The sequence below is a fragment of the Neorhizobium petrolearium genome (assembly GCF_017873175.1).
Classification (GTDB): domain Bacteria; phylum Pseudomonadota; class Alphaproteobacteria; order Rhizobiales; family Rhizobiaceae; genus Neorhizobium; species Neorhizobium petrolearium.
This window is the reverse complement of the sequence record NZ_JAGGJW010000012.1, coordinates 61,001-87,860: the sequence shown is the minus strand read 5'-3', so window position 1 is coordinate 87,860 and position 26,860 is coordinate 61,001. Positions and strand designations below refer to the sequence as shown.

Annotated in this window: 29 protein-coding genes; 10 read left to right on the top strand and 19 right to left on the bottom strand. The window is 61.7% G+C overall.

From position 1 onward, the window contains the following. Nucleotides 1–5: 5 nt before the first annotated feature. From J2046_RS22350 to galE, 6 genes are all read right to left on the bottom strand, one after another. On the bottom strand, nt 6–1,430 hold the full coding sequence (locus J2046_RS22350; RefSeq protein WP_210055704.1) for an aldehyde dehydrogenase family protein: 1,425 nt from the start codon (nt 1,428–1,430) through the stop codon (nt 6–8). Between the two features lie 87 nt (nt 1,431–1,517). Continuing rightward, on the bottom strand, nt 1,518–2,132 hold the full coding sequence (locus J2046_RS22345; RefSeq protein WP_210055703.1) for an alpha/beta hydrolase: 615 nt from the start codon (nt 2,130–2,132) through the stop codon (nt 1,518–1,520). 75 nt (nt 2,133–2,207) lie between these two features. Then, entirely contained in the window at nt 2,208–3,137 is a 930-nt protein-coding gene (locus J2046_RS22340) for a VOC family protein (protein ID WP_210055702.1), read from the bottom strand. Between the two features lie 119 nt (nt 3,138–3,256). Beyond that, on the bottom strand, nt 3,257–3,961 hold the full coding sequence (ung, locus tag J2046_RS22335; RefSeq protein WP_210055701.1) for a uracil-DNA glycosylase: 705 nt from the start codon (nt 3,959–3,961) through the stop codon (nt 3,257–3,259). A gap of 11 nt (nt 3,962–3,972) precedes the next feature. Further along, on the bottom strand, nt 3,973–4,368 hold the full coding sequence (locus tag J2046_RS22330) for a VOC family protein (protein WP_210055699.1): 396 nt from the start codon (nt 4,366–4,368) through the stop codon (nt 3,973–3,975). Nucleotides 4,369–4,379: 11 nt separating this feature from the next. Further along, nucleotides 4,380–5,369, bottom strand: a complete 990-nt coding sequence (gene galE / locus J2046_RS22325; RefSeq protein WP_210055697.1) for a UDP-glucose 4-epimerase GalE — start codon at nt 5,367–5,369, stop codon at nt 4,380–4,382. Between the two features lie 154 nt (nt 5,370–5,523). Here galE and J2046_RS22320 point away from each other — a divergent pair, with 154 nt between their 5' ends. After that, on the top strand, nt 5,524–5,886 hold the full coding sequence (locus tag J2046_RS22320) for a YbaN family protein (protein WP_210055695.1): 363 nt from the start codon (nt 5,524–5,526) through the stop codon (nt 5,884–5,886). Nucleotides 5,887–5,898: 12 nt separating this feature from the next. Here the strand turns inward: J2046_RS22320 and J2046_RS22315 are convergent, their stop codons facing one another. The 3 genes from J2046_RS22315 to J2046_RS22305 are packed head-to-tail and all read right to left on the bottom strand — an operon-like array spanning nt 5,899 to nt 8,647. Continuing rightward, nucleotides 5,899–6,681, bottom strand: coding sequence for a heme ABC transporter ATP-binding protein (locus J2046_RS22315; RefSeq protein ID WP_210055693.1), 783 nt, complete (start codon nt 6,679–6,681; stop codon nt 5,899–5,901). Beyond that, nucleotides 6,678–7,763, bottom strand: a complete 1,086-nt coding sequence (locus tag J2046_RS22310) for a FecCD family ABC transporter permease (protein ID WP_210055692.1) — start codon at nt 7,761–7,763, stop codon at nt 6,678–6,680. Before J2046_RS22310 ends, J2046_RS22315 begins: the two co-directional genes overlap by 4 nt. Next, the gene (locus tag J2046_RS22305) at nt 7,763–8,647 is read right to left on the bottom strand and encodes a heme/hemin ABC transporter substrate-binding protein (RefSeq protein WP_210055690.1); all 885 of its coding nucleotides are present in this window, start codon (nt 8,645–8,647) and stop codon (nt 7,763–7,765) included. The genes J2046_RS22310 and J2046_RS22305 overlap by 1 nt, the downstream gene beginning before the upstream one ends. 164 nt (nt 8,648–8,811) lie before the next feature. Here J2046_RS22305 and J2046_RS22300 point away from each other — a divergent pair, with 164 nt between their 5' ends. After that, the gene (locus J2046_RS22300) at nt 8,812–9,156 is read left to right on the top strand and encodes an antibiotic biosynthesis monooxygenase family protein (protein WP_210055688.1); all 345 of its coding nucleotides are present in this window, start codon (nt 8,812–8,814) and stop codon (nt 9,154–9,156) included. 9 nt (nt 9,157–9,165) lie between these two features. Continuing rightward, the gene (gene hutX / locus J2046_RS22295) at nt 9,166–9,690 is read left to right on the top strand and encodes a heme utilization cystosolic carrier protein HutX (RefSeq protein WP_210055687.1); all 525 of its coding nucleotides are present in this window, start codon (nt 9,166–9,168) and stop codon (nt 9,688–9,690) included. Nucleotides 9,691–9,992: 302 nt separating this feature from the next. Here the strand turns inward: hutX and J2046_RS22290 are convergent, their stop codons facing one another. Together J2046_RS22290 and J2046_RS22285 are read right to left on the bottom strand one after the other, a co-directional pair. After that, nucleotides 9,993–10,223, bottom strand: a complete 231-nt coding sequence (locus tag J2046_RS22290) for a hypothetical protein (RefSeq protein WP_037149096.1) — start codon at nt 10,221–10,223, stop codon at nt 9,993–9,995. Nucleotides 10,224–10,315: 92 nt separating this feature from the next. After that, a complete protein-coding gene (locus J2046_RS22285) occupies nt 10,316–10,504 on the bottom strand; it encodes a DUF3008 family protein (protein WP_210055686.1) in 189 nt (62 codons plus the stop codon). A gap of 186 nt (nt 10,505–10,690) precedes the next feature. Here J2046_RS22285 and J2046_RS22280 point away from each other — a divergent pair, with 186 nt between their 5' ends. Together J2046_RS22280 and J2046_RS22275 are read left to right on the top strand one after the other, a co-directional pair. Further along, the gene (locus tag J2046_RS22280) at nt 10,691–11,536 is read left to right on the top strand and encodes a nucleotidyltransferase family protein (RefSeq protein ID WP_411828542.1); all 846 of its coding nucleotides are present in this window, start codon (nt 10,691–10,693) and stop codon (nt 11,534–11,536) included. Nucleotides 11,537–11,568: 32 nt separating this feature from the next. Continuing rightward, on the top strand, nt 11,569–12,288 hold the full coding sequence (locus tag J2046_RS22275) for a metallophosphoesterase family protein (protein WP_210055927.1): 720 nt from the start codon (nt 11,569–11,571) through the stop codon (nt 12,286–12,288). A gap of 111 nt (nt 12,289–12,399) precedes the next feature. Here J2046_RS22275 and lpdA read toward each other — a convergent pair whose 3' ends face one another. The 5 genes from lpdA to J2046_RS22250 are packed head-to-tail and all read right to left on the bottom strand — an operon-like array spanning nt 12,400 to nt 18,550. After that, complete coding sequence (gene lpdA / locus J2046_RS22270; RefSeq protein WP_210055684.1) at nt 12,400–13,797, bottom strand: dihydrolipoyl dehydrogenase; 1,398 nt, start codon at nt 13,795–13,797, stop codon at nt 12,400–12,402. Between the two features lie 4 nt (nt 13,798–13,801). Then, nucleotides 13,802–15,103: a dihydrolipoamide acetyltransferase family protein gene (locus tag J2046_RS22265; protein WP_210055683.1), complete on the bottom strand. Its 1,302-nt coding sequence runs from the start codon at nt 15,101–15,103 to the stop codon at nt 13,802–13,804. A 1-nt stretch (nt 15,104) separates the two neighbouring features. Next, a complete protein-coding gene (locus J2046_RS22260) occupies nt 15,105–16,118 on the bottom strand; it encodes an alpha-ketoacid dehydrogenase subunit beta (protein ID WP_210055682.1) in 1,014 nt (337 codons plus the stop codon). 3 nt (nt 16,119–16,121) lie between these two features. Continuing rightward, a complete protein-coding gene (locus tag J2046_RS22255) occupies nt 16,122–17,372 on the bottom strand; it encodes a 3-methyl-2-oxobutanoate dehydrogenase (2-methylpropanoyl-transferring) subunit alpha (RefSeq protein ID WP_233470209.1) in 1,251 nt (416 codons plus the stop codon). A gap of 47 nt (nt 17,373–17,419) precedes the next feature. Continuing rightward, on the bottom strand, nt 17,420–18,550 hold the full coding sequence (locus tag J2046_RS22250) for an acyl-CoA dehydrogenase family protein (RefSeq protein ID WP_210055681.1): 1,131 nt from the start codon (nt 18,548–18,550) through the stop codon (nt 17,420–17,422). Nucleotides 18,551–18,736: 186 nt separating this feature from the next. Here J2046_RS22250 and treZ point away from each other — a divergent pair, with 186 nt between their 5' ends. Next, nucleotides 18,737–20,551 carry a malto-oligosyltrehalose trehalohydrolase gene (gene treZ / locus J2046_RS22245; RefSeq protein WP_210055679.1) on the top strand — a complete coding sequence of 605 codons (1,815 nt, stop codon included), beginning with the start codon at nt 18,737–18,739 and terminating at the stop codon, nt 20,549–20,551. Further along, nucleotides 20,548–23,088: a malto-oligosyltrehalose synthase gene (gene treY / locus J2046_RS22240; RefSeq protein ID WP_210055677.1), complete on the top strand. Its 2,541-nt coding sequence runs from the start codon at nt 20,548–20,550 to the stop codon at nt 23,086–23,088. The genes treZ and treY overlap by 4 nt, the downstream gene beginning before the upstream one ends. A 97-nt stretch (nt 23,089–23,185) precedes the next feature. On the opposite strand, the gene J2046_RS22235 is transcribed toward treY, so the two are convergent. Next, nucleotides 23,186–23,365, bottom strand: coding sequence for a hypothetical protein (locus J2046_RS22235; RefSeq protein WP_210055675.1), 180 nt, complete (start codon nt 23,363–23,365; stop codon nt 23,186–23,188). Nucleotides 23,366–23,402: 37 nt separating this feature from the next. Here J2046_RS22235 and J2046_RS22230 point away from each other — a divergent pair, with 37 nt between their 5' ends. Together J2046_RS22230 and J2046_RS22225 are read left to right on the top strand one after the other, a co-directional pair. After that, nucleotides 23,403–24,728, top strand: coding sequence for an NAD(P)/FAD-dependent oxidoreductase (locus J2046_RS22230; protein ID WP_210055672.1), 1,326 nt, complete (start codon nt 23,403–23,405; stop codon nt 24,726–24,728). After that, nucleotides 24,725–25,009, top strand: a complete 285-nt coding sequence (locus J2046_RS22225) for a hypothetical protein (protein ID WP_210055670.1) — start codon at nt 24,725–24,727, stop codon at nt 25,007–25,009. Before J2046_RS22230 ends, J2046_RS22225 begins: the two co-directional genes overlap by 4 nt. 34 nt (nt 25,010–25,043) lie before the next feature. Here J2046_RS22225 and J2046_RS22220 read toward each other — a convergent pair whose 3' ends face one another. Next, nucleotides 25,044–25,463, bottom strand: a complete 420-nt coding sequence (locus tag J2046_RS22220; protein WP_210055669.1) for a DUF983 domain-containing protein — start codon at nt 25,461–25,463, stop codon at nt 25,044–25,046. Nucleotides 25,464–25,676: 213 nt separating this feature from the next. Between J2046_RS22220 and J2046_RS22215 the strand changes: the two genes are divergently transcribed. After that, nucleotides 25,677–26,531, top strand: a complete 855-nt coding sequence (locus tag J2046_RS22215; protein ID WP_210055667.1) for a glycerophosphodiester phosphodiesterase — start codon at nt 25,677–25,679, stop codon at nt 26,529–26,531. 5 nt (nt 26,532–26,536) lie between these two features. Here the strand turns inward: J2046_RS22215 and J2046_RS22210 are convergent, their stop codons facing one another. Then, nucleotides 26,537–26,839 (bottom strand): hypothetical protein, encoded by a 303-nt coding sequence (locus tag J2046_RS22210; RefSeq protein WP_210055666.1) that lies wholly within the window; start codon nt 26,837–26,839, stop codon nt 26,537–26,539. Nucleotides 26,840–26,860 lie beyond the last annotated feature (21 nt).

Here is a 26,860-nt window from a genome sequence, read left to right as displayed (position 1 = left end):
CCCGCTCAATCGCCGTAACCGACGATCCCCTTGATTTCGAGGAAGTCGTGTATGCCCCAGTCGGCATATTCGCGACCGTTGCCTGACTGCTTGTAGCCGCCGAAGGGTGCGAAAAGGTCCCATTCGGGATAGTTGATGTAGACGGAACCGGCGCGCAGGCGTGACGCCACCTCGCGGGCATGACCGAGTTCACCCTGAATATAGGCGGCAAGCCCGTAGGGCGTATCATTGGCGATCTCGATCGCCTGCTCTTCCGTCTCGTAGGAAAGAACGGAAAGCACCGGCCCGAAAATCTCCTCGCGGGCAATGGTCATGTCGTTGGTGACATGACCGAACACGGTCGGCCGCACGTAATAGCCGCGATTGAGCCCCTCGGGGCGGCCCGGTCCGCCGGTGACGAGCGTCGCGCCCTCGGAAATGCCGGCCTCGATCAGCCGCTGGATCTTGTCGAACTGCGTCTGGCTGACGACCGGGCCGAGATCGGTGCCGTCGGCGCGCGGATCGCCGGTCTTGAGCTTCTCCGCAGCAGTCTTGGCAATCTCAAGCGCCTCGCTATGCCGCGTCGCCGGCACCAGCATGCGGGTCGGCGCATCGCAGGACTGGCCCGAATTGCCGAAGCACGCAGTCACTCCCTCCGTCACAGCTTTTTCGAAATCAGCATCCGGCAGGATGATATTGGGAGATTTGCCGCCGAGCTCCTGCGCGACGCGCTTCACCGTATCGGCAGCCGTCTTGGCGACGATGATGCCGGCGCGGGTCGAGCCGGTGAAGGAGACCATGTCCACGTCCGGATGGCCGGCCATCACCTGCCCCACGTCCGGCCCTGTGCCGTTGACGAGGTTGAAGACGCCCTTCGGCGTGCCGGCCGCCTCCATCACCTCGGCGAAGATGACGCCGGAAATCGGCGCGATCTCTGAAGGTTTGAGCACCATGGTGCAGCCGGCGGCGATCGCAGGGCCTACCTTGCAGGTGATCTGGTTAAGCGGCCAGTTCCAGGGTGTGATCAGAGCACAGACGCCGATCGGCTCCTTGACGACCGTGGTCGTGCCACGTCTTTCCGTGAATTCGTATCTCTCCAGCGCCTCGATCGTGGCGCCGAGATGCCCCTTGCCGGCCGCTGCCTGCGCCTCGCGGGCAAAACCGAGCGGCGCACCCATCTCCCGTGAGACGGCCTGGGCTATGTCTTCGTAGCGCTTTTCATATTCGGCAAGGATGCGCTTGAGAAGCGCCAGCCGCTCATCCTTCGACCATTGGGAAAAGGAGGTGAATGCGGCCTTTGCGGCGGCGACCGCCTTGTCCACATCCATCGTCGAGCCGAGCGCGATCTGCGTATAGGCCTCTTCGGTCGAAGGATCGATGACATCGAGCGCGACGGGAATTTCGGGCTTCACCCAGGTCCCGTCGATGAAGAACTTCAGATGGTTGCTCATGGAAGACCTCCGGGCAGCCAGAGAAACGGCATGGCCACTATCGGCCAAGCCCCTATCCCTCGCAAGCCCGGAGTTGTCCCTGAGCCCCTATGCCCCGTAAGGCGTGAAAAACGTCTTGATGGCTTCGATCTCGTTCGGCCGGATTTCGTGGCCGCCGCCGTGCCATTCGAGCGTCACCGTATCGCCCTGCCGCTTGAGATAGTCGGCAAGCGCCACCGTTTGCGGCACCGGGCAGATCGGGTCGTTCTCGCCGGCCGTGATCAGCACATGCGCCTTTTCACCGACCTTGCGGTCCTTCGGCGAAAACGGGATCAGCGGATGCATCAAGACACCCGCCTCGAACAGGCCGGGCTTCTCGATCATGATATTGGCGAGAATGTTCGCACCGTTCGAGAAGCCGAGGCCGAGCACGGTCGAGGATTCGTAGCGGTCGCGGTTGGCGGCCACGAACTCGCTCATCCGCTCGGTGGCGCGCGCCAGATCGTCGCAATCGTAGACGCCTTCCGCCTTGCGCCGGAAGAAACGGGCGGCGCCGTGTTCGGACACGTCGCCGCGCGGCGAGATCACCGTGGCACCGGCCAAAAGCCTGCCGCCGAAATCGAAGAACTGGTTCTCGTCGCCGCCGGTGCCATGGAAGACGAACAGGATCGGCGATCCGGGTGCACCGGCCTTTGCCCGGTGCACGTAGCTGTCGTAACTCATTGGATTCTCCTGAAATCTGCTTGATCCCGGTGGCAGGCCGAAGACGCCTTGCGTTTTCGGCCCGCCTTTGCCGGATTATTCGATCGGTTCGAGATGCTGTTCGAGAGCTTCTCTCAGATGCGCATGCTGCTTCGGCAGCTTCAGCGCTTCGCCGAGATGGGCCGTATCCTCGTCCCGGTTGAAGCCGGGCTCGTTGGTGGCAACCTCGAACAGCACGCCGCCCGGCGTGCGGAAATAGATCGCCCAGAAGTAATCGCGGTCGATGACCGGGGTTACCTGGTAGCCGGTTTCCATCAGCGCCTTGCGGACTTCGAGCTGCTTTTCGCGGTTTTCGACCGCAAAGGCGATATGGTGGACCGAGCCGGCGCCGAGATGAGCATGCGCGATGTTGGGCATGGTTTCGATGTCGATGAAGTCGGCGCCGTTGCCGCCGGGGATACCGAAGCGCGTAACGCCGTCCTTCGCATCGATCTGGCTGTAACCCATGTATTTCAGCAGTTCACCGGTGGCACCCTCGTCGCGAAGCCTCAGCGAAGCGGAATGGAAACCGCGGATCGCATTGTCCTCGCCAACGCCGTTGCCGGTCCAGGGCGCACGCGGATCGTCCTTGACTTCAACGAGCGCGAAGCCATCGCCGTCCGGGCCTGCGAAATACAGCCGGTTTTCTCCGAAGGCGCTGTCGGTCTTCAAACCGTCGACGCCTGCCTTGCTCAGCCGGTCGGTCCAGTAGCCGAACGAACCTTCCGGGACCGAAAAGAGCGTGGTGCCCACTTCGCCGGTGCCGGGGCGGCCGCGGGCGATATGCGGGAACGGGAAATAGGTCATCACCGAACCGGGCGTACCCACTTCGTCGCCGTAATAGAGATGGTAGACATCAGGCGCATCGAAATTGACGGTCTTCTTGACCCGGCGAAGCCCAAGCGTATCGGTGAAGAACCTGTTGTTGATACCGGCGCTCGCAGCCATCGATGTGACGTGGTGGAGGCCCTTGATCTGGTCGAGCATTTCAAACCCCTTTCTGGCTCAGAGAGCCGTTGTCTGGGGCATTATTTGGTCGATCGGGTGCGGATTGGATAGACTGCCCTATCCGAACGCATTGTTCACTTTTCGAAGATGGCGAGCGGTTAATTGTTCACAGTTACACGCTCGGGCAATTGCCAGTCGATCGGTTCCTTACCGCGCGAAATCAGGAAGTCGTTGGCCTTGGAAAAATGCCCGCAGCCAAAAAAACCGTTATGGGCCGACAACGGCGAAGGATGCGGGGCCTTGAGCACAAGGTGTTTTTTCGTATCGACGAAGGCCGCTTTCTTCTGGGCATAGGAGCCCCAGAGCATGAAGACGACGCCGTCGCAATCCTCGTTGACGGCGCGGATGACGGCATCGGTGAAGCGTTCCCATCCCCGCCCCTGATGCGAGGCCGCCCGCGCCTCCTCGACCGTCAGTACGCTGTTCAGGAGAAGCACGCCCTGGCTTGCCCAATGCTCCAGGAAACCGTGATTGGCCGGTCGGATGCCGAGATCGGTTTCCATCTCCTTGTAGATGTTGACGAGCGAGGGCGGGATGCGCACGCCCGGCCTGACGCTGAAGCAGAGCCCGTGCGCCTGGCCGTAGCCGTGATAGGGGTCCTGGCCGAGGATGACGACCTTCACATGATCGAGCGGAGTGAGATCGAGTGCGCGGAAGTATTCGCTGCCCTTGGGAAATATCCGCTTGCCCGCCTGCTTCTCGGCGACGAGGAAACGCCTCAGTTCGCTCATGTAAGGATTTTCGAATTCCGGCCCGAGCACGTGCTTCCAGCTTTCCTCGAGCCTGACCTCGCCCTCCGCCATCGCTTGTTCTCCTATTGGAACCGGCCGCCTCGCTGCAGGACCTCGATCTTATAGCCATCAGGATCGGTGACGAAGAAGAACCGCGCAAACGGCTTGCCGTTATGCTGCATGTCCACAAGTTTGCCAACCGGCAACCCGAGATCGACAAAGCGCCTGTATTCCGCATCGATATCCTCGACCGAGACGGCGAGATGCCCGTAACCGTTGCCGAGGTCGTAAGCCTCTCCCTGGCCGGCATTGACCGTCAGTTCCAGCTCGAATCCGGTCTCCCGATTGGCCATGTAGATCAGTGTGAATCCGTCGAACGGCACCCGCTCGGCGATCTTGAGGCCGAAAGCTTTCTCATAGAAATCGACCGAACGCGCCTCATCCAGCACCCGGATCATCGAGTGGACCAATTTTGCCATGACGGGCCTTCCTAGTTCAGAACGTGATTGCTGCGCGAATGCCAGTTCCAGGCGGAACGGATGATGTCTGCGAGCGTATATTGCGGCTCCCAGCCGAGTACAGCCTTCGCCTTGTCGTTATTGGCGACGAGCGACGTGGAATCGCCCTCGCGCCTTCCGACATATTCCACCGGGAAAGGTTTCCCGGACACCTCGGAAATCGCCGCCAACAGTTCCTTCACCGTCGTGCCGGTGCCGGTGCCGAGATTGAGTTCCATCGTCTCGCCGCCCGCGAGCAGATAGTCGACGGCGCGGACATGGGCATCGGCCAGATCCAGCACATGGATATAGTCGCGCACGCAAGTGCCGTCGCGGGTATCGTAATCGTCACCGAACACCTTGAAGCCCTGGCGGCGGCCGAGTGCGGCCTCGATCGCCAGCGGGATGGCGTGCGTTTCCGGTGTATGCCATTCGCCGATCCGGCCCTCGAAATCGGCGCCGGCGGCGTTGAAATAGCGCAACATGACGGACTTCAGGTCCTTGTACTGACCGTAATCCTTAAGCGCCTGCTCGATGATGAACTTGGTGCGACCATAAGGATTGATCGGCGCCTGCTTGTGCGTCTCGTCCATCGGCACGCGGTCAGGCAGGCCATAGGTGGCGCAGGTCGAGGAGAAGACGAAGGCCTTCACGCCCGCATCCATCGCCGCCGACAGCAGCGTGAGCGCACCGATGACATTGTTGTCGTAGAAGCCGACCGGGTTCTTGACCGATTCCCCCACCTCGATCAGCGCCGCGAAATGCAGAACCGCATCCGGCTTATATTTTGCGAAAACCTCGTCGAGGCGCGCGCGATCGCGGATATCGCCTTCTTCCAGCGGTCCCCAGCGGACGAATTCCGCATGGCCATTGGAGAGGTTGTCGAAGACGATGGGCTCGTAGCCCCGCTCCGCCAGCACCAGACACGTGTGGGAGCCGATATAGCCGGCTCCGCCGACCACGAGCACTTTCTTCTTCGACATCATGTCTCCTGAAGGCTGTTGAAACCGGCGGGCACTATAACGGGCATGAAACAAATGGGAAGGGCAGACTGCGCGGTCAATCGCACTGCACAAATTTGTCGAGACTCGGCCTTCAAACTTCTCTATCCTGCTCAGGATTTACTGTAGGTCATTCATGCGTCCCCTGCTTCTCAGTCTCGGCTGGTTCTTCGTAGCTGTCGGCGTGATTGGCGTTTTCCTGCCGGTCCTGCCCACGACGCCCTTTCTGCTGCTTGCGGTCGCCTGCTTTGCGCGCTCCTCGCCGAAGCTCGAAGCATGGCTGCTCGAACACCCGAAATTTGGCCCGCCGCTCAGGGACTGGCGGGAAAAGGGTGCGATCCCGCGGAAGGCGAAAATCGCCGCGGTCGTGATGATGAGCGTCAGCTATGCCATCTTCTGGTTCGGGACGTCGCCGCCCTTCTGGCGTGCTACCCTGGTCGCAGCCCTGATGATCGGTCCGGCGATTTTCGTGGTCACCCGTCCGGAACCCGGTGCCTGAGGTCGGCGAGGGTCAGCGATGCCGCGATTGCGGCAGCACATATGGGATATGTTCGGCCGGCAGCCGCCCGACCGCGCCGGCAATCCCATAGACGCTGGCGATGATCTCGTCATTGACCGTCTCCGCACAGGCGCCTTCCGCAACGATCTTGCCGTGGTTCAGCACCACAAGTTGATCGGCAAATTCCGCAGCGAGATTAAGGTCGTGCAGGATGGCGAGCACGATTCCGCCGGCACTCGCGAAATCGCGGGCGATCTCCAGCACCGAAATCTGGTGACCGAGGTCAAGGCTTGCAGTCGGCTCATCAAGGAAGAGCGCGCGCGGTATGCCATCGGCAATTGGCTGGGGTACCTGGGCAAGCGCCCGGGCAAACTGCACCCGCTGCTGTTCGCCGCCGGAGAGCGACGGATAGGGCCGGCTTTCGAAACCGCGCAATCCGACTTTGGCGAGCGCCTGCCGCGCCTGCTCGGTCGGGTTCAGCGCCCCCTGCGCCACCGCGCCCATGCGGGCGATTTCAAGTGCCGTGAAGGGGAAGGCAAGCTGTGTTGCCTGCGGCAGCACGGCCCGACGCCTGGCAAGCTCGGCCGGCTGGCAAAGACCGATACTCGTTCCGTAGTAGGAGATGAAACCCGTATCCGGCTTCATCTCGCCGGATACCACCTTCATCAGCGTCGATTTGCCGGCGCCATTCGGACCGATGATCACGGTAAACCGACCAGGCCTGAGGTCGATCCCGACATTGTCGAGAAGCTTGCGGCCCGAGCGGGCGACGGTAATGTGTTCGCCCGAAATCATGGCATGTCCCGCATGCTCACTCCCTTCTTCCCGATGAGCAGGAAGAGGAAGACCGGTGCACCGAAGAGCGCCGTGATGACGCCGATCGGCAGTTCCGCAGGCGCGGCGACGGTACGTGCCACGCTGTCTGCGATGAGCAGTAGCGCCCCGCCTCCGAGGGCCGACCCCGGTAGCAGGAAACGGTGGGACGGCCCCATGGCGAGACGCAGGAGATGCGGCACGACGATGCCGACGAAACCGATGGAACCCGCCACTGCGACCGTCGAACCGCAGGCGGCAGCCACCGCCACGATGACGATCGTCTTCAGCCTCTGCACCGGGATGCCCATGTGAAAGGCGGCAGCATCGCCCAGGATCAGAGCGTCGAGCCCTCGCGCCACGAAGGGCATGATGGCGAGCACGATGGCGATGAACGGCAGGATCGAGAGCACGCGACCGAAGGTGGCCCCACCGAGCGAGCCGAGGCTCCAGAAGGTGATGTCACGGAGTTGCCGGTCGTCGGCCATGACGATCATGAGGCCCATGATCGCCGCTGAAAGAGCACCTATCGCGATGCCGGACAGGATGAGTGTAGTGGTCGACGTCCGGCCGTCGCGGGTTGCGATCAGATAGAGCATCCAGGTGTTGAAAAGGCCACCGAAGAAAGCCATTAGCGGCAGGAACTGGTTGCCGAGCAGCATGGCGACGGGCGCCAGCACCGTATTGCCGAGTACGATCGCCGCGACCGCAGCCGACCCGGCGCCCGACGTCACGCCGACGATGCCGGGATCGGCGAGCGGATTGCGAAAGAGGCCCTGCATCATCGCGCCGGAAACGGCGAGCCCCGCGCCCACCAGCAGCCCGAGCGCCGTGCGCGGCAGGCGCACGGCCTCGAGGATTACCCGCTCCTGCGCCGAAAGGCTTGCAGCGTTGCCGGTCGCGTAGGCCCAGAGATCGCGAAGGCCGACGCCGGTCGGACCGACGCCGAGCGAGATGAGGCAGGCGACGACGAGGATCACCGCAAGCAGGATGAGGACCAGGACACCCTGCTGCGTCCGGTCGCCGCTGCTTGCCGGGCGAAAGGCCAGCGCCAGCGCTTTCATCAGTTGATCGCTCCCGGATAGATCTGCGCGGCAAGCGCGCGGGCGGCCTCAGGCGTGCGCGGACCGAAGCCGAGCAGCAGCAGGCCGTCCATGGAGATGAGCGCCTTGTTGGCGGCTGCCGGCGTCGTCTGCATGGAAGGAACGGCGAAGACCTGTTCCGGTGTAAGTTTGTGATCGCCGCGCGACATGGAAAGGATCACGTCCGGCTGGGCGGCGATCACCGCCTCGTCGGCGAGCGGCTTGTAGCCGTTGATCGTCGGCGCGGCATTGATGCCGCCGGCCATTTCTATCACCGCACCGGCTTCCGTGTCGGCACCACCGGCCATCACACGGCCGTTCGAGAGCGACAGGACGAAGAGCACTTTCTTTTTCGGCCCAGGAACTTTCGAAACGTCTTCGGCGAGTTTCTTGAGGTCCGCTTCCGTCTTGGCCGCCAGCGCCTCGGCCTTGTCGGAAAGGCCTACGGCGGCGCCCACGTCGCGGATTTTCTGGCCGATCTTGTCGGCCTCGGGCGGCGTCGGGACCACCACCATGGGCACCTCGCTTGCTTTCAGTATTTCAAGCACGGGCGGCGGGCCGGAGCCCTCCTCCATCAGGATGAGGTCGGGCTTCTGACTGAGAACGCCTTCCGCAGAAAGCGCCCGCATATAACCGACATCCGGCTTGGAATTCGCAGCATCGGGATAGAAGCTGGTGGAATCCCGTGCAACGATACGGTCTTCGGCGCCAAGCGCGTAGAGAATTTCCGTGATCGTGCCGCCGACCGAAACGATGCGTTTGGCCTCGGGATTGCCCTTGTCGGCCGCCGCGGCATGGCCGGCGGCAAGACCCATTGCAAGAGATGCGGCCATGAAAAATCGGCAAACAGCGGAAGAATATGTCATAATGCCAACCCTGATCGTATCATCCCGGGCTTGCAAACAAACACCCGGCGCCGCGCCTTTGGCGACATAACTTGAGTTGACTACGCAAGTTTTTTCGGCTTTTCAAGAGCGCCGGCCGCAGATATCTTGAGCCGAAAATGAAACTTATTGTGAGGAACCGATAAATGTATATCGCCATGAACCGCTTCCGCGTGGTGCCGGGTTACGAAGAGGCTTTCGAGAATATCTGGCGCAGCCGCCAGGGCCGTCTCGCCGAGCTTCCCGGCTATATCGAGTTCCACATGCTGAAGGGTCCGAAGGCGGAGGATCACACCCTCTATGCATCGCATACGGTCTGGGAAAGCTTCGCGCATTTTGAGGCCTGGACGAAGTCGGAGCAGTTCCGCGCAGCCCATGCCAAGGCTGGCGAAAACCGCGGCAAGGTCGAATATCTCTCAGGCCCGCATTTCGAGGGTTTCGAAGTCATCATCCATGAAGACAAGAACGGCGCACGCGCCGACGCTGCCTGAGGCCGGCCGATGAATGCTGATTCAGACGTCAAGCCGGACCGACGTGAGCGGGCGCTCGCAGCACTTGCTGAAAAGCCCGACGGCGTTGTCGAAGCGATTGCCGCAAAGGCCGAGGTGACGCCGGCCGAAATCCTCGAAATCCTGCCGGGAGGTGCTGCGGTTATCGCCGGGAAGGATCATTTCCTGGATATCTGGTCCGAGATGGGCACCTGGGGCGAAGTCCTCTTTATCGTCCATACGGAGGACATCGTGCTGGAGGCAGAAGGAAGCCTTCCGGCCGGCTCCGAGGCACACGGCTGGTTCAACATCCACGGAGACAGTCCGATCGGCGGCCATATCCGGAAGGATAACTGCGCGTCGGTGACGTTTGTGGACCGCGCCTTCCACGGCCGCCGTTCCTGTTCGGTCTGGTTCATGAACGAAAAGGGTTCGGCCATGTTCAAGGTCTTCGTCCGCCGCGACGAAAACCGCGAACTGATCGCAGAACAGCTCAATAAGTTCGAAGCCCTGCGCGACCGCTACGTTCCTGCGTAGACCGCATCGGAACAACCATAAGTGACCCGGCGGAAACATATTTTAGCCGGGTTGCATTTTCTCCGGAACCACCTGCCGGTTTGCTCGTTAACGGCGATGGGATCGGGTATCATGTGGTCCGGGACCGCCGACGGCGGCTTCCCGTTTTGTCGTTTATCGGTCCCGTATGATTGCGTGGAGTGCTGCCGTGTCTCTTGGCGGACCGTTCGCTCGCTCCGACGGCGTGGAGGAGAGCGATCTTGAACGGCACGGCAGCCTTCCCGTTCTGACTGGGCCCCTTCTTAACGAAGTTGCACGCGGCCTCAAAGAGCCGGAACCCATTTCCAGAAAACGCCTTCCATCCGCTCGGGATAATATTTGAATTCGCATTCGAAGCGCCGGCCATAGGCTTCCGCAGCGGTCAGCGCCGCCGCGCTCGCCGGCTTCATGCCGGTGCCTGGTGCAAACCAGTCTTCCAAAAGATCGTCCGGAACATAGACTCCGATCCGGAGCGGCAAGGCGGTCAATGTCGCATCGAGTTCTTCCGGCGGCATGGCTTTTCCTCCTCCACGAAAAGACGGCGCTCCGAGAACGTCCGTCTCTCCCGGAAGTTCCGATCTGGCTCCAAAGCCCTTGGGATCAGGAATCAGCGGTGCGCGGCATGCTCCGGCTTGCCTTTGCGCTTCGCCGAAGCCATCTCGTGCAATTCCTTTTCGCTCATGGATTTTTCCATGCCCGTCGACGCGCCCTTGAGTTCGCTCTTCTTGATCTTGCCCCGCTTGGCGGCAAGCGCCGCGCCGGCGGCCTTCTGCTGTGATTTCGATTTCGCTGGCATGTCTGCCTCCTCGGTTTTGCATCCGAGAAGAACAGACCGGCATGATTTTGGTTCCCCCCTTTGAGGTGGAACATCTCATTCCCCCACGGGTTGTTCCGGTAAGTAACAGCGCCCCTCGGGCGGCGTGCGATAAGAAGAAGGGCCAGATCGTCAATGAACGCCGAAGCCAATGCCGCGCAGAACCTGATGCCCAAGCCGGCGAAGGCTATGCTGGGGAACGAGCCCGAGATGGAAGTCAAGGCATCACCGACGCTTGCCGATCCGGATTCCGAGTCCTTCGTGGCCATGGCGCTCGAAGACCTCGTCAAATGCCATATCCCCTTCCTTGTCGCCGGCACCTTTGCGGTGAGTGCCTATACCGGCATTTCCCGGCAGACGAAGGACCTCGACATCTTCTGCCGCGCCGGCGATTACGCCCGCATTCTCGCTCATTTCAAGGAGAAGGGTTACGAGATCGAGGTCGAGGACGACCGCTGGCTCGGCAAGGTGAAGAAAGGCCCGCACTTTTTCGATGTCATTTTCGCCGGCTCGAACGGCACGATGCCGATCAGCGACGCCTGGTTCGAGAATGCCCGGCAGATCGAGATGGGCGGCCATAAGGTGAGCATCATCGCGCCAACCGAGCTCATCTGGTCGAAATGTTTCGTGCAGCTCCGCCACCGCTATGACGGCGGAGACATCGTCCATGTCATCCTGCGCGCTCACGACCAGATCGACTGGCAGCGACTTCTGAACCACATGGAAGTGCATTGGGAGGTGCTGCTGATCCACCTCCTGAATTTCCGCTGGATCTACCCCACTGAGCGCGACAAGGTGCCCGACTGGCTGCTGGACGAGCTGCTCGACCGGTTGAAGGCCCAGCGCGAGCTACCGCTGCCGCAGATGAAGATCTGCCGCGGCCGCATGTTCAGCCGGGTGGATTTCGAGATCGACGTGAAGGAATGGGGTTTTGCCGACGTGGGTGGCGAAGGCGACCTGCGCGACGACCTGCCAAAAGACTTGCCCAGGGACTTGCAAGGAGCATCGTCGTGACCCGGACGACCGACGCAAAAGACGACACCGCGATGAAATCCAACGGCAGTCTGAAGATTGCCGCCATGGGCGACCTGCATGTGAAGGAAAACGACGGCACGTCATACAAGGAGCTGTTCAGCGAGATATCCCAGATCGCCGACATCCTCGTGCTCACCGGTGACCTGACGGACCTCGGCAAGCCGAGGGAGGCGGAAATTCTTGCCGCGGAACTTCGCTCCTGCTCCATCCCCGTCGTCGGCGTGCTCGGCAACCACGATTACGAATGTGGCCATGTGGAAGAGGTAACCGCTATCATCAAGGATGCCGGCGTCCAGCTGCTCGAAGGCCAGGCGGTCGAGATCGACGGCGTCGGGTTTGCAGGCGTAAAGGGTTTTGCCGGGGGCTTCGGCCGCTATATGCTCGGCTCCTTCGGCGAACCGGCGATCAAGGCCATGGTGGCGGAAAGCGTGGAAGAGACCATGCGGCTCGAAAACGCGCTCAGGCAGGTGCGCTCTGAACGGGCGATGGTCGTGCTGCATTATGCCCCGGTTCTGGATACAGTGGCGGGTGAACCGCAGGAAATCTATCCCTTCCTCGGCTCCTCGCGCCTCGCCGAAACTATCGACCGTTTCCCGGTGAAAGCGGTCGTACACGGCCACGCCCATCGGGGCACCTATTCCGGCAAAACGCCCGGCGGCGCACCCGTCTATAACGTCGCCTCGCATATCGAAAAACCGACCGGCCGGCCTTACGCGCTGCTGGAGTTGTGAGACTTCACCCACGCTCTCCGTGTTTGAATCGCCCCTCACCCTAACCTTCTCTCCGCTTGCGGGGAGAAGGTGGCGGCAGCCGGATCAGGGGCGTTGCTGGCCTTCTCTCCCTCACACATGCAGCGCATGCCCCAGCGCCCTCATCGACGCCTCGGCAAATGCTTCCGATTGCGTCGGATGTGCATGGATCGTGGCGGCGATATCCTCCAGCCGCGCGCCCATCTCGACCGCCAGCGAGAAAGCCGCGGACAATTCCGAAACCCCTGTCCCGACCGCCTGTATGCCGAGCACCAGATGGTTGTCGGCGCGCGCCACCACCCGCACAAATCCTTCTTCCGATGACAAGGTCATCGCCCGGCCATTGGCCGTGAACGGAAAGTGGCCGACCTTGACCTCGCGGCCGCCCGCTCGCGCCTCGTCCGGCGAGAGCCCGACCGACACGATCTCCGGATCGGTGAAGCAGATGGCTGGGATCGCGCGCTTGTCCCAGTTCCGGCGTTTGCCCGAAACGATCTCCGCCACCATCTCGCCCTGCGCCATCGCCCGGTGCGCCAGCATCGGTTCTCCGGTCACGTCGCCGATCGCATAGATACCGCGCATTGACGTGCGGCATTGCTCGTCGATCCTCAGGAACCGCCCGTCCATGTCGAGTTCCAGTTCCTCGCGGCCCCAGCCTTCGGTGACCGGCCGACGACCAACCGTCACGAGCACCCTGTCGGCGGCGATCCGTTTCTCCTCACCATCTCCGGTTTCCGCAAGCAGTGCCTCGCCGGTCGCCGACATACCCCTCACCTTGGTACCAAGCAGCACCTCCGCCCCCAGAGCCGACAGCCGCTTTGCAACCGGCTGCGTCAGTTGTGTATCGTAGAGCGGCAGGATGCGGTCGAGCGCTTCGACGATGGTCACCTTCGACCCCAGCTTGGCGAAGGCGATGCCGAGTTCGAGGCCGATATAACCCGCTCCAACTATCGCCAACCTTCCAGGCACTTCGGTCAGCGACAATGCACCGGTCGATGAAATGACCTTTCCGCCGAACGGCAATGCCGGCAGCTCGACCGGCGCGGAGCCTGTGGCAATGACGATATTCTCCGCCCGGATGACCTGCTGACCGGTCTCGGTCTCCACCGCAACCGTCTTGCCGTCGCGGAACTTCGCCCGGCCGACGACGATCTTCACACCCGCCTTCTTCAGGAGGCCCGACACGCCCATGGTCAGGCGGCCGGTGATCCCGTCCTTCCAGGCCATGGTCTTCGCGAGATCGATGGCCGGGTTCTCGGCCCGGATACCCATGGCGTTCTTACCCGCAGCCATGGCCACGGCTCCGTAGAAATCGTCGGCGGCATGGATCAGCGCCTTGGACGGAATGCAGCCGATATTGAGGCATGTGCCGCCCGGCTTCGCCATCTCGACGATGACAGTATCCAACCCCAGTTGGCCGGCCCGGATGGCGCAGACATAGCCGCCCGGACCGGTCCCTATGACGAGGAGTTTGCAGGCGATTTCCTTCATGATTTTATTCCTCGACGAATATCAGCGCCGGCGTTTCCAACAGAGCCTTCAGCCTCTGCACGAAGGTCGCGGCGTCCCAGCCATCGATCACCCGATGATCGAAGCTGGAAGACAGATTCATCATCTTGCGCGGCACGAACTGCGTCCCGTCCCAATGCGGCCGGATGGCGAGCTTGTTGACGCCGATGATCGCCACTTCGGGATAGTTGATGACCGGTGTCGAAACGATCCCGCCCATCGCGCCGAGCGAGCTGATGGTGATGGTCGAGCCGGTAAGCTCCTCGCGTAGCACTGTGCCGTTCTTCGCGGCTTCGCTCAGCCGCGCCACCTCACGGGCACAGTCGAATATGTCCCGCGCCTCCGCATGCTTGATCACCGGTACGACGAGGCCGGACGGCGTCTGCGCCGCAACACCGATATGCACGCCGCCGAATTGATGGATCACCCCTGCCTCGTCGTCGAAATGTGCATTGATGCCCGGCTGCTCTGCGATCGCCTTGACCATCGCCCGCATCAGGAACGGCAATATGGTGAGCTTCGGCTTGCCCGGCTTCAGATTGCCATTCAGACGGGCCCGCAGTTCCTCCAGCGCCGTCATGTCCACCTCCTCCACATAGGTGATGTGGGGAATGCGCGATTTGGCGAGCGCCATCTTTTCCGCGATGCGGCGGCGAAGGCCGACGATCTTGACCTCCTGCACGCTCTTGTTGAGCTGCAGGCCGGTCGCGACAGCGCTCCCTGTCTCGCGGCTCAGGAACATATCGAGGTCTTCATGGGTGATGCGCCCGGCCGGACCGGTTCCCGGCACTTGCCGGAGATCGATACCTGCCTCCTTGGCCCGCAACCGCACTGCAGGAGGCGCCAGAGGCTTCTCGCCTTCGGCGCGCGGCGCACCCTGACCAACCCCGCCGCTCTTCGGCCCTACTGTTGCAATCTGTTTCGGCGGAGTGATTTCGGGTGCCGGTTTCGGTTTCTCCGCGATCGGTTCCGGCCCGACGGACAGCGGTTCCGGCTGCGACGCAGGCACCGTGGGTTCGATGCCCACCTCTTCCTCCCCTCCGTCACTGGCGGTCTTGATCTTGAGAATGGCTGCCCCGACGGCAATCATGTCGCCAATATCGCCATTTCTCCAGGTCACCTCGCCTTCCACCGGGGAGGGAATTTCCACGGTTGCCTTGTCGGTCATCACCGCGGCTAGCATTGTGTCCTCCCGCACAAGGTCACCGATATTCACATGCCATTCCACGAGCTCGGCTTGCGCAACCCCTTCGCCGACATCCGGCAGCTTGATGATTTTTTCGCCCATGTCAGGCCTCCATCATGTCGCGCAGTGCCTGGCCGACACGGGCCGGCCCCGGGAAATAGTCCCATTCCTGCGCATGCGGATAAGGTGTATCCCAACCGGCGACACGGATGACCGGCGCTTCGAGATGGTAGAAGCAGTGTTCCTGCACCAATGCCACGAGCTCCGCACCGAAGCCGGAGGTCATTGTCGCCTCGTGCACGACCATGCAGCGGCCGGTCTTCTTCACCGACGCTACGATGGTTTCGAGATCAAGCGGCAGCAGCGTGCGCAGGTCGATCACCTCCGCATCGATCCCCGTCTCCTCGGCCGTCGCCTCGGCCACATGCACCATCGTGCCATAGGCGAGCACAGTGACCGCCGAACCCGGCCGGCGTACAACCGCCTTGCCGAGCGGCACCGTGTAGTGCTCCACCGGCACCTCGCCGAGCGGATGCGAGCCCCAGGACGTCACCGGCCGGTCGTGATGACCGTCAAAGGGGCCGTTGTAGAGCCGCTTCGGCTCCAGAAAGATTACCGGATCCGGGTTCTCGATCGACGAGATCAAAAGGCCTTTGGCGTCATAGGGGTTGGAGGGTACCACGACCTGCAGGCCGCAGACATGGGTAAACAGCGCCTCAGGGCTCTGGCTGTGCGTCTGCCCGCCGAAGATGCCACCGCCGGTCGGCATGCGGATGGTTATGGGGCAGGTGAAATCGCCATTCGAGCGATAGCGCAGCCGGGCCGCTTCCTGGGTGATCTGGTCATAGGCCGGATACATGTAGTCGGCGAACTGGATCTCCACACAGGGCTTCAATCCATAGGCGGCCATGCCGATCGCGGTTCCGACGATCCCGGATTCATTGATCGGCACGTCGAAACACCGCGTCTTGCCGTATTTCTGCTGGAGGCCCTGCGTACAGCGGAAGACGCCGCCGAAATACCCGACGTCCTCGCCAAACACGACCACGTCGTCGTCACGCCCCATGGAAACGTCCAGGGCGCTGCGGATCGCCTCGATCATCGTCATTCGTGCCATATCTCACACCCCCGCCTGCTGGCGCTGGCGTTTCAGGTGTGGCGGCATTTCCGCATAGACGCCTTCGAACATGTCACGCATCGAGGGGCGGCCGCCGGAATGCAGTGTGCCGTGGCGCTCCGCCTCCTTCTGGGCGGCCACGACCGTGTCGCGGATTTCCGCCTCCATTTGGCTGTGGCGTTCCTCGCTCCAGGCACCGATGCGGACCAAATGGTTCTTGAGGCGAATGACCGGATCGCCGAGCGGCCAGGCCTCCGACTCCTCCTTGGGTCGGTAGGCGGAGGGATCGTCGGAGGTGGAATGGGCGCCGACACGATAGGTGACGTATTCGATCAATGTCGGGCCGATATTCCGCCGTGCCCGCTCCGCCGCCCATTTGGCGACCGCATGAACGGCGAGATAATCGTTGCCGTCGACCCTGAGCGACGGCAGGCCGAAACCCAGGCCCCGCGCCGCGAAAGTGCCGGAGCCACCCCGAGCGATGCCCTGAAACGTGGAAATGGCCCACTGGTTGTTCACGACGTTGAGGATGACCGGTGCCCGGTAGGTCGAGGCGAAGACCAGCGCCGCATGGAAATCGGATTCAGCCGTCGATCCGTCGCCGATCCAGCCGGCGGCAATTTTCGTATCGTTCTTGATGGCCGACGCCATGGCCCAGCCGACCGCCTGCACGTATTGCGTGGCGAGGTTGCCTGAAACCGTGAAGAAACCGTGGTCCTTCGCCGAATACATGATCGGCAACTGCCGGCCCTTCAACGGGTCGGCGTCGTTGGAATAGATCTGGTTCATCATCTGAACCATCGGATACCCGCCGGCGATCAGGAGGCCCGCCTGACGATAGGTCGGGAAATTCATGTCGCCCGGCTGCAGCGCCTTGCGAAAGGCGCAGGAGACCGCCTCCTCGCCGAGATGCTGCATGTAGAAGGAGGTCTTGCCCTGCCGCTGCGCCATGAGCATGCGGGCATCGAAGGCGCGCAGCAGCATCATGTGCCTCAGCCCCTCCATCAATTCCTCGTTGGTGAGCATTCCGGCCCAGGGTCCGACTGCCTCCCCTTCCCGGTTCAGCACCCGGATGATCGAGAAAGCAAGATCGCGGATCGTCTCCGGGTCGACGTCGACCTCCGGCCGGCGCACGGAGCCGGCCTTTGGAATGGCTACGTTGGAAAAATCCGGCTTTCCACCCGGCCTGACCTCCGGCTCCGGCACATGCAGGCTTAGTTTGCCGGGCAGGCTAGGCCTCATTCCATCTTTCATATTCGCTTCTCCTCCCAAAGAACCGACAATTGCCGCGTCACCTCAACTCAATTCGCCAAGCCCCTGGCGATGATGATCTTCTGGATATCGGACGTGCCCTCGTAGATCTGACAGACGCGCACGTCGCGATAGATGCGCTCGACCGGAAAATCAGAAATATAGCCGTAGCCGCCGAGCGTCTGGATCGCCGCAGAGCAGACCTTTTCGGCCATTTCCGATGCGAAGAGTTTTGCCATGCAGGCTTCCGAAAGGCAGGGCTCGCCACGATCCTTGAGCCTCGCCGCATGCAAGACCAGTTGACGCGCTGCCTCGATCTGGGTCTTCGCCTCGGCCAGGCGGAAAGCGACCGCCTGATGGTCGAGCAGCACCTTGCCGAAAGCCTTGCGCTCCTTGGCATAGGTGAGCGCCACATCGAATGCCGCCTGGGCCATCCCGACACATTGGGCCGCAATCCCGATGCGGCCCGCCTCAAGCCCGGAAAGTGCGATCTTCAGCCCCTCCCCCTCCGCGCCGATCCGCTGGCTTTCGGGAACGCGCAGGTTGTCGAACATCAGCGCCGCGGTATCGGAAGCGCGCTGGCCGAGCTTGTCCTCGATTTTGGAAATGGAAAACCCGGGCACATCGGTGGAGGTGACGAAGGCGGAAATGCCGCGTTTCCCCGCAGAGGGATCGGTGACGGCGAAGATGATCACGCTACCGGCGATCTTGCCCGAGGTGATGAACATCTTCGAGCCGTTGATGACGTAATCGGTGCCATCCCTCGTTGCCCGGGTGCGGATCGCCGCCGCATCGGAGCCGGTATCGGCTTCGGTCAGCGCAAAAGCGCCGATATGCCGTCCTTCGGCGAGTGGCCGCAGGAATTTTTCTTTCTGTTCGTTGGAGGCATGCGCGTCGATGAGCGAGCAGACCGGAGAATTGTGGACGCTGACGAGCGTCGAGATCGCCCCGTCACCCGCCGCGATCTCCATCAGGGCGCTTGCATAGGCGACATAGGAACAGCCGACGCCGCCCCATTCCTCGCTCGCGCGCATGCCGAGAAAGCCAAGTTCGCCGAGCTGCTGCAAAACCTCCGGCTCGATCGCATGCGCCTTGTCGCGCGCCGCGGCACCGTGTTTCAGCACATCGCGGGAAAACTCCGCGGCCGTCGAACGGATGAGTTCCTCCTCATCGGTCAGCATGCAAAGATCTCCTCCTCGAAACCGTCTGCACCAGCTTTAATTTAGAGCCGGAATCGATGGCGGACCACTCCTGCGAACTTGTTATTTGTTACGCCTTTCGGCAATTTTCTTGCGCGTACACGGCCCTATGGAACTCGAAAGCAATTCAGCCGTTTGCCGGTCTCTCTCAATTAGGGACAGGTCGATATGCCGGAACTGGATGCCGTCACCGAATTGCGCGTTTTTCCAAGAACATGGGGGGCGGAATATGTCGCCGCCGGCGAGGTGCGCTTCCGGCTCTGGGCGCCGGGCCAGAAAAAAGTCTGGCTGAGGCTCAACGGCGAAGACACGGAGATGACCCGCAGCCCTGAGGGATGGTTCGAGCTGCTCGCGACCGGCGTCGTGCCGGGCACGGAATACAGCTACCTGCTCGCCAACGGCATGATTGTTCCCGATCCCGCTTCCCGCGGCCAGAAACAGGACGTCAACGGACCATCGCTGGCGATCGATCCGACCAGCTATGCTTGGCAGCATCCGGACTGGAAAGGGCGTCCATGGGAAGAGGCCGTCATCTACGAACTCCACATCGGCACCTTCACCAAGGAAGGCACGTTCCGCGCCGCGATCGACAAGTTGCCTTATCTGGCAGATCTCGGCATCACCATGATCGAGGTCATGCCGGTCGCGCATTTCGGTGGCCATCGCGGCTGGGGATATGACGGGGCATTGCTCTATGCTCCGCATGCGGCCTATGGTCCACCGGAGGATTTCAAGGCCTTTGTGGATGCCGCTCATGGCCATGGCCTCATGGTCGTGCTCGATATCGTGCTCAACCATTTCGGTCCGGAAGGCAATTATCTTCCGATGCTCGCGCCGTCCTTCTTCCACAAGGAAAGAATAACGCCCTGGGGTGCTGCGATCGCCTACGACATCGATCCGGTGCGGCGCTATATTGTCGAGAACCCGCTCTACTGGCTGGAGGAATTCCATCTCGACGGCCTGCGTTTCGATGCCGTCGACGTGATCGAGGATCCATCCGAAAAACCTGTCCTGATCGAGATCGCCGAGCGCATCCGCGCCGAAATCACCGACCGGCCGATCCATCTGACGACCGAGGACAACCGCAACGTCACCTTCCTGCACCCCCGCGACGGAGACGGCAACGCTCCTCTCTTCACGGCCGAGTGGAACGACGATTTCCACAATGCCGTCCATGTGCTCGCGACCGGCGAAACGCATGCCTATTACGAGGACTTCGCCACGGATCCGGAAAAGCTCGCGGCCCGCGCGCTGACCGAGGGCTTCGCCTATCAGGGGGAGATTTCGCCGCGGAAAGGTAAAGTACGCGGCGTCAAAAGCATAGATCAGCCGCCGGTCGCCTTCGTCGATTTCATCCAGAACCACGATCAGGTCGGCAACCGGGCGCAAGGGGAACGACTGCTTCCGCTCGCCGGCGCATATAAGACCAAGGTGCTGTTCGCCGCCCTGCTGCTTTCTCCGCATATCCCGCTCCTCTTCATGGGCGAGGAATATGGCGAGACCAATCCTTTCCTGTTCTTCACGGATTTTCATGGTGATCTTGCGACGGCCGTGCGCGACGGCCGCCGGAAGGAATTCGAGGGTCATGCCGGCCATGGCGACGATACCCTGGTGCCGGATCCGAATGCGAGGCAGACCTTCGACTTCTCCACGCTCGACTGGAACAAGCTGAACTCGGCTGACGGCCGGGACTGGCTGGAATTCACCGGAAAGCTGCTTGAGCTTCGCAGGCAATATATCGTGCCTTTGCTTCCTTCGGCGCACGGTCGCAGTGGCAAAGTCCTGAAGACGGAAAAGGGCTTCCTTGCAGTCACGTGGACCTTCCCGAAAGGCACGCTTTCTATGGCGATCAACATCGGCGAAGCACCGCAAACCCTGCCCGGGCAGTCCGGCAAGGTGATCTTCAGCTGGCCGGAGCAGGCCGAGGATCTGCCCCCGAACTCCATCGTGGTGAGCTTTGCACCGGCCGGAGACACGGCATGAAGGTCCCAACCGCCACCTACCGCATCCAATTCCGCAACGGCATGACCTTCGATCGTGCCGCGGCGCTGGTGCCCTATCTGAAACGGCTCGGCATCAGCCACCTCTATGCCTCACCGGTCTTCACGGCGACGACAGGCTCTACGCATGGCTATGACGTCACCGACGCCAACGAGATCGATCCAGCGATCGGTGGCCGTGCCGGTTTCGAGCGCATGGTGCGGGCGCTGAAGGCGGGCGGTCTCGGCCTCATCCTCGACATCGTACCGAACCACATGGCCGCATCGCTCGAAAACCCGTGGTGGCGCGATGTCGTCGAAAACGGCGAGAACAGCCGTTACGCCCGTCATTTCGACATCGACTGGAGCCGTCGTCTCACCCTTCCCTTTCTCGGCGACACGTTCGAAAAGGTGCTAGAAGCCGGCGAGATTTCCATCAGGCTCGATCCCAAAACCGGCAGACCGGCGCTTGCCTACTACGAGACTTTCTATCCGTTGACGCCGTCGAGCTATGCCGGCGGTGAAACGGCGGTGCTCGCGACCACGGACAAAGCCGCGATCGCCAGACTTCATGACCAGCAGCCCTATCGGCTGATGTCCTGGCGGGACATGCCACGCGAACTCTCCTACCGCCGCTTCTTTGAAATCGCCGGTCTCGTCGGCGTCCGGGTTGAGGACGGTTCGGTCTTCGATGATACCCATCACCTCATCCTCGAACTCGTCCATGGCGGCATGGTCGATGGCCTGCGCGTAGACCATGTGGATGGCCTTGCCGACCCGAAGGGATACCTTGAACGGCTGCGCCACGAGGCCGGACCAGACTGCTACATCATCGTCGAAAAGATCCTCGGGGAAGGCGAGCATATCCCCGCCCACTGGCCGGTCTCCGGTACGACCGGCTACGAATTCATCGCCGCCGTCAGCGACGTCCTCATCGATGCGGGAAAGCTCGATACGCTCCGGGAGACCTATCAACGGGTCGTCGGCCATGCGGTCGATATGGAGGCCGAACTCCGCGCCGCGAAATTGATGATGGTGGACAACAACTTCGCCGGAGAAGTTGCAACCCTGCTGAAGCTCGCCATGCAGATCCAGCAGGTGGAGGATCGGGAATCGGCACTTGCCGAAGCCTCCGTGAGATCAGCCCTGCGCGAATTGCTGGTTGCCTTTCCTATCTACCGCACTTACGGCACGCGGGAAGGCCTGCCGACGGAAGACCGGAGGGTGCTGGGAGAAGTTCTGGACACGGTGCGAAACGGACCGAACGCTCCGCCGCTCCATGCTCTCGCTTTCCTGGAGCGCATTCTGATCGGCGATGTCGAGCAATCCGTCGCCGGCCGCGCTTCAGTCTTCCGCACCCGCTTCCAGCAATTGACCGGTCCGCTTATGGCAAAGTCCATGGAGGACACGCTTTTCTATCGTCACCATGTGCTGCTCGCGCTGAACGAGGTCGGGAGCGAACCACTCCCTCGCGCCTTTTCGCTCGCGCGGTTCCATGGAGCGATGGAGACGAGGCTTCAAAGGGAGCCCGACGCGCTTTCCGGCACCTCCACCCATGACACCAAACGCGGTGAGGATGCTCGCGCACGTCTTTATGCGCTGAGCGAAGCTCCCGAACCGTGGGCCGAAGCCACCGCGCGCTGGGCTGAAACGAACAGAGCTTTGATCTCGGCATTGGATGACGGCCCCGCCCCCGAACCTCCCGTCGAATGGATGGTTTATCAGGCGCTTGCCGGCGTCTGGCCGGCAAACTTCGATCCGGGGAACCTGGAAGATCTGAAGGCCCTCGAGGAGCGCTTCGCCGCTTACGTCGGGAAGGCGTTACGCGAGGCGAAACTCCGCACCAATTGGGGTGATTCCAACGAGGCCTACGAGAAAGCCGTCATCGGCTATGCCCGCGCACTTCTTTCGCCCGGGAACCAGACCTTTCTGGCGGATTTTTCCGATGCGCTCCGCCCCTTCATCCATGCCGGTCTGGTGAACAGCCTCACCCAGACCATCATCAAACTCACCGCTCCCGGCGTGCCGGATATCTACCAGGGCAGCGAAGGCCTCGATTTCAGTCTCGTCGATCCGGACAATCGCCGTGAGCCGGATTTCGAGACGTTGGAGATCTGGCTTTCCGACAGTGAGAGGCGTCCGTCGACAAACGAAGAATGGCAAAGCGGCCGGCTGAAACAGCATGTCACCGCAATCCTCCTGCGCCTGCGCCAGGAAGCACCGACGCTGTTTCGCAAGGGCGAATACCTGCCCCTTGGAGCCGCCGGCAAGCGCGCCGAAAACATCGTTGCCTTCGCCCGCGCCGACACCGAAGATGCATTGATCTTGATCGCCCCCCGGCTCGTCTTCAGCGCCTTCCATACGGCATCCCCTCAGCTCGGGGCAGACCGGTGGGCCGAAACTGAGGTTTCGCTGCCGGAAAAACTCGCCCATCGCCGCTATCGTGACATCTGTGCCGGAAAGACGATGCATTTCGGAGAGCAGGTCGCCCTCAGCAGGGTCTTCGCCGACTATCCCTTCGCGCTACTGCTTGCGGAATAGCTGTCGGTTACGCCGGTGGAGAAAGCGCCGATCTGCTTCGAAACGGCGCCTTGATTCTCTTGCAGAGGTTGAGATTCCCGCAAATCTCTCAACGAAATCAAGCGAATCCGACGAGATTCAGAATCGCGATGACAATAACGATGGCGCCAACCAACCAGATGATGCTGTTCATATCTTTCTCCTTTCGATGTTGTGGTGTGAACGGCGCGGGGCAGAAAATGTTCCGGTAGAATGCCTTTGGAACAAACAGGGTCGGCACGTGTTGAACGAGCGTCATGCGGAGCTTCGACCTCCGTCAGGAAGGGTGGGGTGAAATGGCCGGAGAAACGCCTCAGGGCAACAATATGACCGGAGCGACGGCGCATCGCGTGGTCATCGTCGGAGCAGGCTTTGCGGGTCTGGCGGCCGCCCGCACCCTCGGCAATACCGGAATCGACGTCACCGTCATCGATCGCCGCAATCACAATCTCTTTCAGCCGCTGCTTTATCAGGTTGCGACCGCGGCGCTGTCGCCTGCCGATATTTCCGAGCCGATCCGCCGCACGCTCGGCCGCTTCCGCAATATCAAGGTCATGCTGGCGGAAGTGACCGGCATCGATCCCTCGGCAAGAACGGTAAAGCTCGATCACGGCGCCTCGGTACCCTACGACCAGCTGGTGATCGCCACCGGCTCCGAATATAATTACTTCGGCCACGAGGATTGGCGCGCCTGGGCGCCGGGGCTGAAGACGATCCACGAGGCACGGCTGATCCGCCAGCGCCTGCTGCTTGCCTTCGAAAAGGCCGAACTCTCACAGGATTCGGAGGAAAAAAAGGCGCTTCTGACCAGCGTCATCATCGGCGGCGGGCCGACCGGGGTGGAGATGGCAGGCGCGATTGCCGAACTCGGCCGCTTCATGATCACCCGCGACTTTCGCAAGCTGGAGCCCGACCATATGCGGGTGATCCTCATAGAGGCTGGTCCGAAGATCCTTTCAGCCTTCCCCGATAATCTCGTCCAGTATGCGCTTCGGGAACTTGAGAAAACGGGCGTCGAGGTGCTGACAAACCTTCCCGTGGAAGCAGTGACCAAGGATGAGGTCGTGGCAGGCTCGCGGCACTTCCGCGCCGGCTGCATCATCTGGGGAGCAGGCGTGAAAGCATCCCCGGCCGGCAGGTGGCTCGGCATCGAAGGCAAGGCCGGCGGCCGTATTCCGGTCGAGCCTGATCTCTCCGTCACCGGTTTTCCCGATATCTTCGCGATCGGCGATACGGCGCTTGGCCTTGCCGAAGACGGTAAACCGTTGCCGGCACTCGCCCAGGTCGCCAAGCAGCAGGGCGAATATCTCGGCCGGGCACTCAAAGAGAAATTGCTGGACGGCAAACCCGCCGAACCTTTCCACTTTCACAACCGTGGCAATACGGCCGTGATCGGCCGCAATGCCGCGATCTTCGACTTCGGCAAATGGACGCTCAAGGGCTGGTTTGCCTGGCTTCTTTGGGCGATCGTGCATGTCTATCTGCTCGTCAATTTCGAAAAGCGCCTGCTCGTCAGCATTCAGTGGATCTGGCGCTATCTGACCCGGCAGCGCGGAGCCCGGCTGATCGACGAGAATGCCGCTGCCTTCGTGCCGTCATCCACGCAAAGGACCGAGACATGAACACCGCCAACCCACAGCTCGAAGGTCTTTATCTCGCGCTTGCCGCGATCAACCGCCTTCTGGTCGACAAGGGTCTCGTATCCCACGTCGAAATCCAGGATGTCCTGCAGACCACCGAACGTGCGGTGCTTGCCGACGACAAGCCGCTCAGCATTTCGAGCTCCCATCAGAAAGCCGTCGCGTTCCCGATCCGCCTTCTGCTTCTGGCGAACGAGGCACATGAACAGGGCACGACATTCTGTTTCGATGATCTGGCGCGGGAGATCGGCCGGCGGACCTGAAGGCCATGCGGTGCGGCGCCTCAACAGGCTGGCGTCAGCCATCCCTGCCGCTTTCGGCCTCCCGGGGGCTCTCCGGCTCCCTCTCCAGTTTGCCCGGCTCGGCCTTGTAGAAATACTGGCTCGCGATCAGCCAACCTTTGAGCGGCCTGAGTGGCAAGAGGCAAGTGATGAGCAGCACCGGCAGAGAGATCAGGAGATGCACCCAGAATGGCGGCTGGTAGGAGACTTCAAGCCACACAGCCAACGCGATGCTGGGCACGCAGCCGAAACAGACGACGAAGAAGGCGGGGCCATCCGCCGGGTCGGCAAAGGAATAGTCGAGGCCGCAGACCTCGCAATTGGGCCGGAGTGTCAGGAAGCCGTTGAAAAGATGTCCCTGGCCGCAACGCGGGCACCGGCCACGCATACCGGTGCTGGAGGGAGAAAGCGGGGGCCAATCGGCGTCATATGCCATGACATCTGCCTTTCGTGACAGGACACAATCTGTGGTTCATCTCTGGCTCGGCAATACCGCTCAAGCAAGGTCTTCTCGTGATACGCGTCAATTCGCCCCGCATGCGGACTGCCATGTCCAACCATGAAACTTCTGTGACAGGTCTATGGCAGGAGATGCGAAATGCATAGTCTGAGGGCAACCGAATCGTCCTGCTGCTCTCGACGGAATCCCATGACATCCGAATTTCCAGGCCTCGGCATCACGCATCGCGGCCACTTCACGCGGCTCAAATGGCACCGGCTGCGCCGCAGCCTGACAGATCCCCTGTTTTCCGCCGAGATAATGGCCGAGGGGTTCCGATTGGGTGCCTCAACCGAACTCGATCTGCGCATACGCGCCGATGGCGGCTTCGTCGTCCTGCACGACGAGGAGCTCGAAGGGGAAACCGATGGCAGCGGCCTCATCCGCGAAGCCTCCGCGGATGCCATTCGCCGACTTCACCTCAAGAGCGGTTGCCATCCGCCTATCCTCAGCGAAGATCTGGCAACGATGCTTCAGACCGCTCATCCGGACGCGCTTCTTCAGTTCGACATGAAGGACGAGCTTGCCGCCATCGGTCCGCGTGGGATGGACCATCTTCTGCATTATTTTGCCGATGCCGGCTCGTCTATCATCATTAGCGGCCATGACCTCGACCTGATACTGGCCGTCAAGGAAAGGCTGCCGGATTTGAAACGCGGCATCGATCCCAGCGACAAGTTTGGCGACATTTACAAGGCCGGCGGCTGGAGCGCCGTCGAGAAGGACCTGCTCGCCGACATTCACGGCCCAACCGAACCGGACACGGTCTATCTCTACTGGCCGATCCTGCTCGACGCCGCCAAAGCCGGTCTGGACATGATCGGCCTCTGCCACGATGCCGGCAAGCTGGTTGACGCCTGGACCTTCAACCTTAAGAACCCGGATGCGGGGTTCGACGAGGGAGAAGCGCGCGATTTCGCCGCCCTGATGGCGCTGAAGCCGGACCAGATCACCACCGACGAGGCCCCCGCCACGGAACGCGCCTGGACCGGGCTCGCAGGTTGAACGTCTCAATCGTCCCAGAACGGCTCGCGATAGACGCGCCTGCTGACCAGTTTCAGGCTGCGATCCGGCTGCAGGATATATCGCTCCTCGACCCGCTGCCCGAACTCGTTGCGGAACTGATGGCTCACGACGCTGCCGATCGGAGACTTGGTGAGCCGGGTGCGCGGCTGGCCGCCATAGGTGATGCTGCCCGGAATGGGCTCGATCCCGGGTCCGATTTCGAGAGCTGGACTGGGCCTGCCGGCGCTATCGACGGTACAGCCGGCGAGCGCAAGCACAAGGCCGGCGATGGCGACGATGGTTCTCATGGGTGATCCTTCCCGGTTTGA

Coding starts and splice junctions, on each gene's coding strand:
- J2046_RS22225 (WP_210055670.1), top strand. CDS start 24,725: ATGAACACCGCCAACCCACAGCTCGAAGGTCTTTATCTCGCGCTTGCC.
- J2046_RS22310 (WP_210055692.1), bottom strand. CDS start 7,763: ATGAAAGCGCTGGCGCTGGCCTTTCGCCCGGCAAGCAGCGGCGACCGG.
- galE (WP_210055697.1), bottom strand. CDS start 5,369: ATGTCGAAGAAGAAAGTGCTCGTGGTCGGCGGAGCCGGCTATATCGGC.
- J2046_RS22290 (WP_037149096.1), bottom strand. CDS start 10,223: ATGCCGCCGGAAGAACTCGATGCGACATTGACCGCCTTGCCGCTCCGG.
- J2046_RS22300 (WP_210055688.1), top strand. CDS start 8,812: ATGTATATCGCCATGAACCGCTTCCGCGTGGTGCCGGGTTACGAAGAG.
- J2046_RS22275 (WP_210055927.1), top strand. CDS start 11,569: ATGAAATCCAACGGCAGTCTGAAGATTGCCGCCATGGGCGACCTGCAT.
- J2046_RS22285 (WP_210055686.1), bottom strand. CDS start 10,504: ATGCCAGCGAAATCGAAATCACAGCAGAAGGCCGCCGGCGCGGCGCTT.
- ung (WP_210055701.1), bottom strand. CDS start 3,961: ATGGCGGAGGGCGAGGTCAGGCTCGAGGAAAGCTGGAAGCACGTGCTC.
- treY (WP_210055677.1), top strand. CDS start 20,548: ATGAAGGTCCCAACCGCCACCTACCGCATCCAATTCCGCAACGGCATG.
- lpdA (WP_210055684.1), bottom strand. CDS start 13,797: ATGAAGGAAATCGCCTGCAAACTCCTCGTCATAGGGACCGGTCCGGGC.
- J2046_RS22280 (WP_411828542.1), top strand. CDS start 10,691: ATGCCCAAGCCGGCGAAGGCTATGCTGGGGAACGAGCCCGAGATGGAA.
- J2046_RS22340 (WP_210055702.1), bottom strand. CDS start 3,137: ATGCTCGACCAGATCAAGGGCCTCCACCACGTCACATCGATGGCTGCG.
- J2046_RS22320 (WP_210055695.1), top strand. CDS start 5,524: ATGCGTCCCCTGCTTCTCAGTCTCGGCTGGTTCTTCGTAGCTGTCGGC.
- J2046_RS22215 (WP_210055667.1), top strand. CDS start 25,677: ATGACATCCGAATTTCCAGGCCTCGGCATCACGCATCGCGGCCACTTC.
- J2046_RS22255 (WP_233470209.1), bottom strand. CDS start 17,372: ATGAAAGATGGAATGAGGCCTAGCCTGCCCGGCAAACTAAGCCTGCAT.
- J2046_RS22230 (WP_210055672.1), top strand. CDS start 23,403: ATGGCCGGAGAAACGCCTCAGGGCAACAATATGACCGGAGCGACGGCG.
- J2046_RS22330 (WP_210055699.1), bottom strand. CDS start 4,368: ATGGCAAAATTGGTCCACTCGATGATCCGGGTGCTGGATGAGGCGCGT.
- J2046_RS22235 (WP_210055675.1), bottom strand. CDS start 23,365: ATGACGCTCGTTCAACACGTGCCGACCCTGTTTGTTCCAAAGGCATTC.
- J2046_RS22305 (WP_210055690.1), bottom strand. CDS start 8,647: ATGACATATTCTTCCGCTGTTTGCCGATTTTTCATGGCCGCATCTCTT.
- hutX (WP_210055687.1), top strand. CDS start 9,166: ATGAATGCTGATTCAGACGTCAAGCCGGACCGACGTGAGCGGGCGCTC.
- J2046_RS22210 (WP_210055666.1), bottom strand. CDS start 26,839: ATGAGAACCATCGTCGCCATCGCCGGCCTTGTGCTTGCGCTCGCCGGC.
- J2046_RS22265 (WP_210055683.1), bottom strand. CDS start 15,103: ATGGGCGAAAAAATCATCAAGCTGCCGGATGTCGGCGAAGGGGTTGCG.
- treZ (WP_210055679.1), top strand. CDS start 18,737: ATGCCGGAACTGGATGCCGTCACCGAATTGCGCGTTTTTCCAAGAACA.
- J2046_RS22250 (WP_210055681.1), bottom strand. CDS start 18,550: ATGCTGACCGATGAGGAGGAACTCATCCGTTCGACGGCCGCGGAGTTT.
- J2046_RS22260 (WP_210055682.1), bottom strand. CDS start 16,118: ATGGCACGAATGACGATGATCGAGGCGATCCGCAGCGCCCTGGACGTT.
- J2046_RS22345 (WP_210055703.1), bottom strand. CDS start 2,132: ATGAGTTACGACAGCTACGTGCACCGGGCAAAGGCCGGTGCACCCGGA.
- J2046_RS22350 (WP_210055704.1), bottom strand. CDS start 1,430: ATGAGCAACCATCTGAAGTTCTTCATCGACGGGACCTGGGTGAAGCCC.
- J2046_RS22220 (WP_210055669.1), bottom strand. CDS start 25,463: ATGGCATATGACGCCGATTGGCCCCCGCTTTCTCCCTCCAGCACCGGT.
- J2046_RS22315 (WP_210055693.1), bottom strand. CDS start 6,681: ATGATTTCGGGCGAACACATTACCGTCGCCCGCTCGGGCCGCAAGCTT.